The organism is Marinococcus sp. PL1-022 (assembly GCF_033845285.1).
GTDB lineage: Bacteria > Bacillota > Bacilli > Bacillales > Marinococcaceae > Marinococcus.
On sequence record NZ_JAWXCX010000001.1, the window covers coordinates 671,118 to 683,594 of the forward strand.

11 protein-coding genes are annotated in these 12,477 nt (G+C 47.5%); all 11 read left to right on the forward strand.

Going from position 1 to position 12,477, the window contains the following annotated elements:
- Positions 1-21 precede the first annotated feature (21 nt).
- The 11 genes from accD to pnpS all read left to right on the forward strand — a co-directional run bounded on the left by accD (position 22) and on the right by pnpS (position 12,291).
- Entirely contained in the window at positions 22-867 is an 846-nt protein-coding gene (accD, locus tag SIC45_RS03420) for an acetyl-CoA carboxylase, carboxyltransferase subunit beta (RefSeq protein ID WP_319632923.1), read from the forward strand.
- A 15-nt stretch (positions 868-882) separates the two neighbouring features.
- Positions 883-1,845, forward strand: a complete 963-nt coding sequence (locus SIC45_RS03425; RefSeq protein ID WP_091614852.1) for an acetyl-CoA carboxylase carboxyltransferase subunit alpha — start codon at positions 883-885, stop codon at positions 1,843-1,845.
- Positions 1,846-2,055: 210 nt separating this feature from the next.
- On the forward strand, positions 2,056-3,015 hold the full coding sequence (gene pfkA / locus SIC45_RS03430; RefSeq protein WP_298783463.1) for a 6-phosphofructokinase: 960 nt from the start codon (positions 2,056-2,058) through the stop codon (positions 3,013-3,015).
- A gap of 84 nt (positions 3,016-3,099) precedes the next feature.
- The gene (pyk, locus tag SIC45_RS03435; protein ID WP_319631081.1) at positions 3,100-4,854 is read left to right on the forward strand and encodes a pyruvate kinase; all 1,755 of its coding nucleotides are present in this window, start codon (positions 3,100-3,102) and stop codon (positions 4,852-4,854) included.
- Positions 4,855-4,926: 72 nt separating this feature from the next.
- Positions 4,927-5,325 carry an FxsA family protein gene (locus SIC45_RS03440; RefSeq protein WP_298783467.1) on the forward strand — a complete coding sequence of 133 codons (399 nt, stop codon included), beginning with the start codon at positions 4,927-4,929 and terminating at the stop codon, positions 5,323-5,325.
- 118 nt (positions 5,326-5,443) lie between these two features.
- On the forward strand, positions 5,444-5,917 hold the full coding sequence (locus SIC45_RS03445) for a DUF441 domain-containing protein (RefSeq protein ID WP_022793103.1): 474 nt from the start codon (positions 5,444-5,446) through the stop codon (positions 5,915-5,917).
- A 231-nt stretch (positions 5,918-6,148) separates the two neighbouring features.
- Complete coding sequence (citZ, locus tag SIC45_RS03450) at positions 6,149-7,264, forward strand: citrate synthase (protein WP_298783469.1); 1,116 nt, start codon at positions 6,149-6,151, stop codon at positions 7,262-7,264.
- Between the two features lie 124 nt (positions 7,265-7,388).
- Entirely contained in the window at positions 7,389-8,657 is a 1,269-nt protein-coding gene (icd, locus tag SIC45_RS03455) for an NADP-dependent isocitrate dehydrogenase (RefSeq protein ID WP_022793105.1), read from the forward strand.
- 29 nt (positions 8,658-8,686) lie between these two features.
- Positions 8,687-9,631: a malate dehydrogenase gene (mdh, locus tag SIC45_RS03460; RefSeq protein WP_091614836.1), complete on the forward strand. Its 945-nt coding sequence runs from the start codon at positions 8,687-8,689 to the stop codon at positions 9,629-9,631.
- A gap of 171 nt (positions 9,632-9,802) precedes the next feature.
- Positions 9,803-10,513 (forward strand): response regulator transcription factor, encoded by a 711-nt coding sequence (locus SIC45_RS03465; RefSeq protein ID WP_298783472.1) that lies wholly within the window; start codon positions 9,803-9,805, stop codon positions 10,511-10,513.
- On the forward strand, positions 10,510-12,291 hold the full coding sequence (gene pnpS, locus SIC45_RS03470; protein WP_319631082.1) for a two-component system histidine kinase PnpS: 1,782 nt from the start codon (positions 10,510-10,512) through the stop codon (positions 12,289-12,291). Before SIC45_RS03465 ends, pnpS begins: the two co-directional genes overlap by 4 nt.
- Positions 12,292-12,477 lie beyond the last annotated feature (186 nt).

A 12,477-nucleotide genomic window follows, 5' to 3' on the forward strand; every position in this document is an offset into this window, starting at 1 on the left:
TATGAAGAAGGTGTCTTTATGATGATCAAAGATTTATTCAGCAAAAGGCGGAAATACGCTTCAATGCCGGCTGAACGGGAACAGCCGAAAACAATGAATGAGGGCGTTATGACAAAATGCCCCAAATGCAAAACAATTGTATATACAAAAGAGTTAATGAAACATGCCAATGTCTGCATGCACTGTGGTCATCATATGCCGATGACTCCTTCCGAACGGATTGATTTGATCCTCGATACGGACTCTTTCCGTGAATTGAACCCCCATATGGTCTCGGCAGATCCTCTGGAGTTTCCGGAATACAAAGAAAAACTCGAAAAAGATCAGAAAAAGACTGGTCATAAAGAAGCGGTCGTCACAGGTGAAGGGATGATCGGAGGCACCCCGGTGGTTCTTGGTGTTATGGACCCGGCGTTTCGGATGGGAAGTATGGGCTCAGTAGTCGGGGAAAAAATCACCCGCGCAATCGAACGGGCACTTGATCTCCATGCGCCCTTCATTCTGTTTTCTGCTTCAGGCGGAGCCCGGATGCAGGAGGGAATTTTAAGCCTCATGCAAATGGCCAAAACGAGTGCAGCGCTGAAAAAAATGGATGAAGCAGGGCTTTTGTTTGTATCAGTTATGACTCACCCTACTACCGGCGGCGTTTCTGCAAGCTTTGCCTCTCTCGGGGATTACAATTTTGCCGAACCGGAAGCACTGATCGGCTTTGCCGGACGAAGAATAATTGAACAGACGATACGCCAGGAGCTTCCCGAAGACTTTCAGACAGCGGAATTTTTGCTTAAACACGGCCAGCTCGACAAGGTACTGCATAGGAAGGACATGAAAAATGTTTTGTCCGCGATCGTGCAGATGCATACGTGAAGGGAGTAAGTGACAATGGAAAATCATCTTCCTTTTGAAAAACCAATCATGGAGCTCCGAAACAAAATCGATGAGTTAAAAAGCTTCACAGATGAAAAGGACATTGATTTAAGCGGAGAAATAGAAAAACTGGAACAGCGGCTCGAGCAGCTCGAAGCAGAAGTTTATAATAATTTAAAGCCGTGGCAGCGCGTCCAGATCGCGAGGCACCCGGAGCGTCCAACTACGCTGGATTATATTGACAGTTTGTTTGAGCAGTTCATCGAGCTGCACGGTGACCGGCTGTTTGGCGATGACGAAGCAATTGTCGGAGGAATTGCCTTTTTTGAAGGAAGCCCGGTAACTGTTATCGGACATCAGCGCGGACGGGACACAAAGGAAAATGTACGCCGGAATTTCGGCATGCCGCATCCGGAAGGGTACCGCAAGGCACTTCGTCTTATGAAGCAGGCGGAAAAGTTCAACCGTCCGGTCATCTGCTTTGTTGATACGAAGGGTGCTTATCCCGGAAAAGCAGCGGAAGAGCGCGGCCAGAGTGAAGCTATCGCCCGTAACCTGATGGAAATGGCCGGACTGAAAGTGCCGGTGATTAGTGTTGTTATCGGAGAAGGCGGCAGCGGAGGCGGCCTTGCGCTTGGAGTAGCGAATCATGTACATATGTTCGAAAATTCATGGTATTCGACGATTTCTCCAGAGGGGGCTTCCTCTATCCTCTGGAAGGATGCTTCGTATGCAAGGGAAGCTGCCGAGGCTATGCGAATCACAGCCGGAGATCTGAAGGAATTCGGAGTGATTGATGAGATTGTGAGAGAACCCCGGGGAGGGGCCCATCATGATCCGAAAGAACAGATGGCTATTCTGAGAAAGACGCTTCAGCAGTCTTTGAAGGATCTGCTTGTATTAACGCCGAATGAATTAATAGAATCAAGATATGAAAAATTTAAGCAGATGGGCACGTTTGAAGAAAGTGATTTTTAGGAAAGCGCCGGATGGCGCTTTTTTTATGAAATTGAGCAGAGTCCTGCTTGGCATGTGATATTGGAAAAGACGTGCTGGAAGCTGTCATAGAGGCTTCGTATGGTGTGGATTTTTGTTTAAAGCGGCTTTTAAAAACACAATTACTTTTGTGTCATCGGGCCCATAACGGGTATAATGATAAACAGGAATGCAAAGGGAAGGGGTTATGGAATGAAACGGATTGGAGTATTAACAAGTGGAGGAGATTCTCCGGGAATGAATGCGGCCATACGTGCTGTCGTTCGGAAGGCGATTTATCACGATCTTGAAGTTTATGGGATTCAGTACGGTTACGCCGGGCTGATCGAAGGCGATATTGAAAAAATGGAGCTTGGCGACGTGGGCGATATTATCCACCGAGGCGGAACGAAGCTGTATACTGCCCGCTGCGAAGAATTCCGTACACCCGAAGGACGCCAAAAGGCAGTGGATCAGCTGAACGCAAGAGGTATTGAAGCATTGGTCGTTATAGGAGGCGACGGCTCTTTCCGCGGCGCTGAAAAATTGACAGAGCTGGGCTATCCGACAATTGGTGTGCCGGGTACAATTGACAATGACATCCCAGGGACGGATTACACAATCGGCTTTGATACAGCACTGAACACAGTCATCGACGCTATTGATAAAATCCGTGATACCGCGACTTCACATGAGCGTACATACGTGATTGAAGTAATGGGAAGGAATGCCGGTGATCTTGCTCTCTGGTCCGGGCTCGCCGACGGCGCAGAAACGATTCTTATTCCGGAGGAAGAGTATGACATGGACCAGGTAGTAAGCCGTCTCCGCCGCGGTCATGCGAGAGGTAAAAAACACAGTATCATTATTATTGCTGAGGGCGTGGGAAGCGGAACAGAATTCGGCCAAAAAATTCAGGAGACAACGAACCTTGAAACAAGGGTGACTGTGCTTGGCCATATTCAGCGCGGAGGCTCACCGACCGGCTTTGACCGTGTGCTCGCAAGCCGTCTCGGAGCAAGAGCCGTGGAGCTTCTTCTAAACGGCAAAGAAGGACGGATGGTCGGCATTGAAAAAAATGAAATTGTTGATAAATCCATTCCCGAAGTGCTTAAGCAAAAGCATCAGGTAGACTCCGGCATGTATAAATTGTCTCAGGAACTGTCAATTTAATTCCGGGTTCAAGGCAGTGTCACGAATGAAAAGTTTCTGTGGTACAATAAACTAGGATTTTAGAGAGAGAATAGGAGGAAGATCATGCGAAAAACAAAAATTGTATGTACGATAGGACCGGCAAGCGAAGCGCCGGAAACGCTGGAAAAATTAATTGAAAATGGCATGAACGTAGCGAGACTCAACTTTTCCCACGGGGACTTTGATGAACATCAGGCCCGGATTGACAGCATACGCGAAGTTTCTGCCCGCCTGAAAAAAAATGTCGCTATTCTGCTGGATACAAAGGGGCCGGAAGTACGGACTCATACGATGGAAGGCGGCGCCATTCAGCTTGAAAAAGGGCAGTCACTTATCATCAGTACAGAAGAAGTTGTAGGGACGACGGAAAAAATCTCTGTCACCCACGGCGGCCTGACGGATGATATGGAAGTCGGCAAAAAAATCCTTCTTGATGACGGGCTGATTGAGCTTGAAGTAACCGGTATCGAGGAGAAGGAAGTTCATACGAAAGTGCTCAATAGCGGCGAACTGAAAAACAAAAAGGGCGTTAACCTTCCGAACGTGAAGGTCAATCTGCCGGGTATAACAGAAAAAGATGCAGATGACATTGAATTTGGAATCAGAAACAACGTCGATTTTATTGCTGCTTCATTTGTACGCCGGGCCTCCGATGTTTTGGAAATCCGCGAGCTTCTGGAAAAGCACGGAGCAGAAGACACATTCATCGTGCCGAAAATTGAAAACCAGGAAGGCATCGACAATGTCGAGGAAATTCTTGAAGTGTCCGACGGACTGATGGTGGCGCGCGGAGATATGGGCGTTGAAATCCCGCCAGAAGAAGTGCCGCTCGTGCAAAAGCGCCTGATTAAACGCTGCAATTTCCTGGCCAAGCCGGTCATTACAGCTACGCAGATGCTCGATTCCATGCAGCACAATCCACGTCCAACCCGTGCTGAAGCAAGTGACGTGGCGAATGCCATTTTTGATGGTACAGATGCCATCATGCTTTCCGGGGAAACAGCAGCCGGGGATTATCCGGTGGAATCCGTGGAAACAATGAGCAACATCGCGCTGAGAGCAGAGTCATCCCTGCAGTACCGCAATACGCTTGATGAAAAAACAAAAGAAAGCAAGCCTTCAATTACCAACTCCATTGGGCAGTCCGTTGCCTATACGGCCCATTCATTGAATGCTTCGGCGATTTTGACTGCCACTGAAAGCGGGTATACTGCACGCATTGTTTCAAAATACCGTCCTGAGTCACCGATCATTGCGGTTACAAGTAATGAACGTGTCTATCGTCGTCTCGCTTTGATCTGGGGCGTTGAGGGACTGCTTGGAACAAAATCCAGCACTACCGATGAAATGCTTGATGTCACCGTAAGCAAAGCTCTGTCAGAAGAGCTCGTCAGCCGCGGGGATCTTGTGGTTATCTCTGCCGGAGTCCCTGTAGGTGAAACAGGAACGACTAACCTGATGAAGGTCCATGTGATCGGTGAAACGGTTGCCAAAGGACAGGGCATTGGCCGTTATACCGCAGCAGGAAGAGTAGTCGTTGCCGGCAGCGCAGAAGAAGCAAATGCCAAAATGACCGAGGGGGCAGTGCTTGTCACCCAGGCGACGGATAAAGATATGATGCCGGCTGTGGAAAAAGCGCTGGCTGTGGTCACAGAAGAAGGCGGCTTAACCTCCCATGCGGCTGTTGTAGGACTGAACCTGGGTATCCCTGTAGTAGTAGGTGTGGAAGAAGCCAGGAGCTTGTTTGAAGACGGAGAGGAAATCACAGTCGACGCTTCAAGAGGTGACATTTACCGCGGGCATGCAAGTGTACTGTAAGGAATTTATAACCTGCAGTACTGAAACGGTTCAGAGATCTGGATAAAATTTTAAATGAAAGGGGGCGGGCAGATGGCTAAATGGTTTTTATTACTGCTGATTATTGTACCGGCCGCAGAAGTAGGTGTATTAATATTATCCGGCAACACGATTGGCATATGGCCGACAATTGCACTCATTATTGCAACAGGCCTGCTTGGGGCCTGGCTGGCGAAGCGGGAAGGCCTGCAGGTGTTCCGTACGCTTCAGCTGCAGACACAGCGGGGAGAAATGCCTGGAGATATTGTGCTCGATGGTGTATGTATTCTCGTCGGTGGTACGCTGCTGCTCACCCCGGGCTTTATCACAGACGCTCTCGGTTTCAGCCTGTTAATCCCGTGGTCGAGAAAAGGAATGAAAGCAGTATTGAAGAAATGGTTTAAAAAAATGGTGGATAACGGGAATATAAGAGTGATGGGGCGCAGGTGGTAACCCTGCCACCCCCTCTGCCCGATTGAAACTTCTGAAAACTTTCCGGGCGCACATGACATGAAATTGTCAAATGTGGTAGGATTATTAGGAGCGTTTAATTTGGAAGGATGACCATGCATTGTTATCGCAAGCCTCAGTTTTTTTACTTATACTGCTTGCGGTGGGGATTTTCGCAAAAAACCAGTCATTAATCATAGCTGTCGCTGCTTTAATCGTTATTAAATGGACAGGGCTGGGCGATAAAATATTTCCGTTTATGCAGGCAAAAGGCATTGAAATTGCTGTTACTATTTTGACATTTGCGGTTCTGGTCCCTATTGCTACCGGGGATATTGGCTTTCGCCAGCTGGGCGAAGCAGTGCGTTCTTATTATGCATGGATTGCGCTTGCCTCAGGTATACTGGTAGCACTTATTGCCAAGGGCGGTGTGGAGCTGCTTCAAACAGATCCGCATATTACTACCGCGCTTGTGCTTGGAACCATTTTAGCAGTAGCTCTGTTTAACGGCATAGCCGTCGGGCCTCTTATTGGGGCCGGCATCGCTTATATTGCGATGAGAGCCGTAGAGTGGTTTTCCTCTCTCGGCGGATAGTCGGCTGGATAACAGCCGGAGGTATCTCCGGCTGCTTAAACAGGGAACAAGTCATTATTGTGTAAACAATTGAATGCGCTATACCTCCAAAAAGTGGCATTACAATGGGTTTTTATGTCAAAAACAGACTAACCGTTCTGTTTTCGAAGCGTATATTTTATTAAAAGGAAATTGTAAGCATTTTCTTCAATATGTACGCTATACTTTTTGAATTAAAGGAGAGATTGTGTAATGAGTTCAACTCGTGGTTTAGAAGGCGTTGTAGCTACTACTTCCAGTGTCAGCTCCATTGTTGATGATGTGTTAAAGTACCAGGGATATCATATTGATGACCTGACAGAACATGCATCGTTTGAAGAAGTTATTTATCTGCTTTGGTACGGGGAACTTCCAACTAAAGAAGAATATAACAACTTCCGTCAGTCGCTCATGGATAATATGAGCGTACCGGACGAGGTCTTTGATTATATGAAAAACTATCCTGTCGATAAAGTACGGCCTATGGCGGCTCTTCGGACTGCAATTTCCCAGTTGAGCCTATACGACAGTGAAGCTGATGACATGAGCGAAGAAGCAAACCAGCATAAAGCTGTGCGTCTGCAGGCACAAATTTTATCTCTCGTCACAGGTTTTGCAAGAATTCGAAAAGGAAAAGATCCGATCAAGCCTGATCCTGCACTAAGCTTTTCTGCAAACTTTTTGTACATGCTAAACGGAGAAGAGCCGGATGAAACGTCCATCAAAGCATTCAATAAAGCAATGATCCTGCACGCCGATCATGAGCTTAATGCCTCTACGTTTACTGCACGTGTCTGTGTAGCCACTCTTTCAGATATGTACTCCGGAGTAACAGCTGCCATCGGAGCACTAAAAGGGCCTCTGCACGGCGGTGCCAACGAGCGCGTGATGCAAATGCTTATGGATATCGGCACCCCGGAAAATGTAGACAGTCATGTGCAGAAGCTTCTTGACGATAAAGAAAAGATTATGGGATTCGGCCACCGGGTATATAAAACCGGAGATCCGCGTGCCAAGCACCTGCGCGAAATGTCCCGCCAGCTGACAGAGGTGACCGGGGAATCAAAATGGTATGACATGTCAATGAAAGTCGAAGAAAAAATTGAAAACGAAAAAGGGCTCCTGCCGAACGTTGACTTCTTCTCAGCGTCTGTATACCACAGTCTCGGCATCGACCACGATTTGTTTACACCAATTTTTGCCGTCAGCCGCACATCCGGATGGATCGCCCATATTCTTGAACAATATGAAAACAATCGTTTAATCCGTCCGCGTGCAGAATACGTCGGTCCGGAAAATAAAACGTACGTTTCTCTTGAAGAACGGTAGGCTGGAATGTAAATAGCGGAAAGCGGTCCCTCGTTTTCCGGTCCCTGCTTAGCCAGCGTCCCGGGCATGATTTTATGCCCGGGTAAAAAAAGAAAGCTTGACCACATTAAAGGAGGATTTATTCATGTCTAATGGAGAAAAAATTCAAACTAATAATGGTAACTTAACGGTGCCAAACGAACCAATTATTCCTTATATCGAAGGGGACGGCATCGGCCCGGACATCTGGGCTGCAGCAGAGAAAGTACTGGATGCAGCTGTAGAAAAAGCTTATAACGGTGAAAAGAAAATTCACTGGAAGGAAATTCTTGTAGGTCAGAAAGCTTATGACAAAACAGGCGAGTGGCTCCCGGAAGAATCCCTGGATGCTATCCGTGAATACTTAATCGCTATTAAAGGCCCGCTCACGACTCCTATCGGCGGAGGCATTCGTTCCCTGAACGTAGCATTGCGCCAGAAGCTTGATCTGTTTACGTGCCTGCGCCCGGTACAGCACTTTACAGGCGTACCTTCCCCGGTAAAGCGTCCGGAGGATGTTAACATGGTGATTTTCCGTGAGAACACTGAGGATATTTATGCCGGTATTGAATTCCAGGAAGGCACAGATGAAGTGAAAAAAGTAATCGACTTCCTGCAAAATGAAATGGGCTCCGAAAACATCCGTTTCCCTGAAACATCCGGAATCGGCGTGAAGCCTGTTTCCAGAGAGGGAACTGAGCGTCTCGTACGTGCATCTATTCAATACGCACTCGATGAAGGCCGTGAAAGTGTAACTCTCGTGCACAAGGGCAATATTATGAAGTTCACTGAAGGCTCCTTCAAAAACTGGGGTTACGACCTTGCAGAACGCGAATTTGGTGATAAAGTCTTCACATGGCGCGAATACGATGAAATCGTAGAAAAAGAAGGCAAGGAAGCAGGAAACGCTGCTCAGGATAAAGCGGTAAGCGAAGGCAAAATCATCGTAAAAGATGCTATTGCTGACATCTTCCTGCAGCAGATCCTGACTCGTCCGAAGGAATTCGATGTGGTTGCCACTATGAACTTGAACGGAGACTATGTATCCGACGCACTGGCTGCCCAGGTTGGAGGCATTGGTATCGCGCCGGGTGCCAATATCAACTACGAGACCGGACACGCCATCTTTGAAGCGACTCACGGCACTGCACCAAAATATGCCGGTCTGGACAAAGTGAATCCTTCTTCTGTCATTCTTTCCGGAGAACTGCTGCTTCGTCACCTTGGATGGAATGAAGCTGCTGAGCTTGTGCTTCAATCCATGGACAAAACCATCGGAAGCAAAGTCGTTACCTATGACTTCGCCCGTCTGATGGATGGAGCAAAAGAAGTGAAGTGCTCTGAGTTCGGTGACGCTCTAATCAGCAATATGTAATCCAATCAATTGATAGGAGATGAGCATGCATGGCTATTACGCGCAGAAAAGTATCAGTTATAGGAGGCGGCTTTACAGGTGCTACTACGGCTCTTATGGTTGCCCAGAAGGAGCTCGGGGATGTAGTCCTTGTGGACGTCCCGGACAATGAAGGGCCAACAAAAGGGAAAGCACTCGATATGCTCGAGTCGACTCCGGTAAACGGATCGGATGTTAATGTGACCGGCACCTCGGATTACGCCGATACAGCCGGATCGGACATTGTCGTAATTACAGCAGGTATTGCAAGAAAGCCGGGAATGAGCCGGGACGATCTTATTAATACAAACGCAAAAATCATGAAATCTGTCACGAAAGAAATTGTGAAACATTCTCCGGAATGCATTATTGTCGTGCTCACGAATCCGGCAGATGCAATGACATATGCGGTGTATAAAGAATCCGGCTTCCCTAAAAACCGTGTTATCGGACAGTCCGGGGTGCTCGATACGGCACGTTTCCGCACATTTGTCGCCCAGGAAACCGGCATTTCCGTGGAAGATATCCAGGGATTCGTTCTTGGAGGCCACGGAGATGACATGGTACCGCTGATCCGTTATTCGAACGCTGGCGGAGTGCCGCTGACTAAGCTCATATCCCAGGAACGTATTGACGCCATTATTGAACGCACACGCAAGGGCGGAGGAGAAATTGTGCAGCTTCTTGGTAATGGAAGTGCCTACTATGCACCAGCCGCCGCTCTTACGGAAATGGTCGAAGCGATTCTTAAGGATAAAAAGCGCGTGCTCCCATCTATTGCTTATCTTGAAGGCGAATATGGATATAATGATCTTTACCTCGGAGTACCGACCATTCTTGGCGGTAACGGGCTGGAAAAAATTATCGAGCTCGAGCTGACAGATGAAGAACAAAATCAATTGAATACTTCTGCTGATTCTGTTCGTGATGTCATGAAGGCCTTACCGAACGATTAAAGAAATACTGTGGGCTGCCTGTATGTTACAGGCAGCTTTTTTTATACTGGCAGGAGAGAAGCGATAAACATTGAGCTGCCCTGCCCGCTTATAGTATGATGAACGTGACAGATGCAGCAGCTCGGGAAAATAATCAGGGCCAAGGGGGGCGCTGAGAGGCGGAGGGTTCATATGGCAACACGGTTATTGGTAGTAGACGATGAAGAATCCATTGTAACGCTGTTAAAATATAATCTCGAGCAGTCGGGATACACGGTGGATACAGCTTATGACGGTGTGGAAGCACTCCGGAAGGCACAGGAGGTAACGTACGATTTAATTGTGCTTGATCTGATGATTCCAGAGATCGACGGTCTCGAAGTGTGCCGGAAAATCCGGACAGAAAAGATTCAGGTTCCAATTTTGATGCTGACTGCGAAAGACGAAGAATTTGATAAAGTGCTCGGTCTTGAACTTGGGGCCGATGATTATATGACAAAGCCGTTCAGCCCGCGCGAGCTGGTTGCCCGTGTTAAGGCAATTATGCGCAGAGTGGATTATTCCGGGCAGGAAACGGAAATGGAAAAAATAGAAAGAAAAAGCATTGGTCACTTAACAGTGTATCCGGAAAATTATGAAGCATACGTGAAAGAAGAAGCGCTTGAGCTGACCCCGAAGGAATTTGAACTGCTCGTGTACTTAATTAATCACAAGGGGCGGGTGCTTACGCGTGATCAGCTGTTGAATGCAGTATGGAATTACGAATTTGTTGGAGATACGAGAATAGTTGATGTACATATCAGTCATCTGCGTGAAAAAATTGAACCGAATACGAAAAAGCCGGTATATATCAAAACGGTACGTGGGCTGGGCTATAAATTTGAGGAGCCCGCACCTGCATGAAGCGGTTCCGCACCCGCCTGATAGTAGCTCTAATGGCGATTATATTAATCGTTTTGACCGTCGTGGGGCTTGTTATCGGGCAGATTGTCCGTTCTCTTTACCTGGACGAGCTCGAGAACAGTCTGGAAAGGGAAGCCAACCTTTCTGCCTCGATTGCTGAAGAACGAGATGAAGAAAGCTGGGAAGCGCTGGCACAGAACATCAGCAGCCAGCTGAATGTCCGCGTGACGATTTTGAATGAAACCGGCGAAGTGATTGGAGAAACGGAAGCTGAATCAGAGGAACTGGACAACCATTTTGGACGTCCGGAAATAGAAGATGCCCGTGAAAGCGGAGAAGGAAGTAACATCCGCTACAGTAATACGCTGGAAGCGGAGCTTCTGTATTACGCAGTACCGTTTTCCTATGACAGTAACACGTATTATATGAGACTTGCGATTCCAGTGGAACGAATCAATGCGACCAACTGGCTGATCTGGGGAACATTAATTGGCAGCTTTGCTGTCGCGCTTTTGATCATTTTATACATTACAACAAAAGTGACAAATCAATTAACCAAACCGATCACTCAGGCTACAAAAACAGCCAATGAACTGGCTAAAGGAAATTTCAGTGCCCGGGCTTATGGGAGTTCGCAGGACGAACTCGGTCAGCTGACCCGTTCGATTAACGTGCTTGCATTTAATCTTGAAAGTGTGACAAAGGAAAACCAGGAACAGCAGGAGCGGCTTGAAACGCTGATCAATACGATGGAGAGCGGCCTGGTGTTTATAAACAGCCGCGGCGAAATTACTTTGATGAATGCCTACTGCTCCCGCGTTTTTAAAGAAGATACAAGTCAGTGGCTCGATTTGCTGTACTATGAAGCGATGGATGAGAAAGAAATCATTAAGCTTATCCAGAAGATATTCTTAACGGAGAGCCGGTCAAGCGCCACTGTTCAGATGCTCCACGAACTTGAAGTTCGTTTTTTCCACGTTTACGGTGCTCCAGTACTCGGGGAAAACGATGAGCTGCGCGGTATTGTGCTTGTCCTGCATGACATTACGGAGCTGAAAAAGCTCGAGGAAGTGCGGAAAGATTTTGTTGCGAATGTGTCGCACGAATTAAAAACGCCGGTTACTTCATTAAAAGGCTTTACTGAAACGCTCCTGGACGGGGCGATGCATGATGAAGCGCTGAGCAGGCAGTTTCTGGACATTATTTGGAAAGAAAGCGACCGGCTGCAGGATTTAATCAGTGATCTGCTGGAGCTTTCAAGAATTGAACAGGACTATTTTGAATTGAACCGGGCACGGTTTGATGTGAGCAGAACGACAGCAGAAGCTGTTCGCCTGCTTGAGACTAAAGCGATTGATAAGCATTTGCTGCTTACTTCGCGTGTAGACACAGAGATTTATATGGACGGGGACGAAGCCCGGTTAAAACAGATTATTATCAACCTGGTCAATAACGCCATTATTTACACAAAAGAAGGCGGGGAAGTGCAGGTCCGGCTGTTTAAGGAAGCAGAAGAAGTAGTGCTTGAAGTGGAAGACAACGGCATCGGCATCAGCCCTGAGCAGCTGCCGCGTATTTTTGAGCGGTTCTATCGCGTTGATAAAGCGAGAAGCCGTGGCTCGGGCGGAACGGGGCTCGGACTGGCTATTGTTAAGCATCTGACAGATGCCCTTGGCGGCCGTATCGAAGTGAACAGCACGAGAGGTGAAGGAACGGTATTCACACTGCGTTTTCCTGGGGAAACGGAGCATGAAGAGGAAGAATTTACAAATTCTTAATCTCCGGTAAACGACTTGTTTACATTTATGCTATAACATAGTGTTCGAACGGGTTTTCATCCGCTGTTTGTTTTTACAGCGGGCTGCATCCCTTTTGGAACGAAAGCACCCCTTGGCTTTCGTTCTTTTTTTATGCTTTTTTTCAGGTAGACATTCTGACGCTGTCCCCGGTGTATGATAAAATAT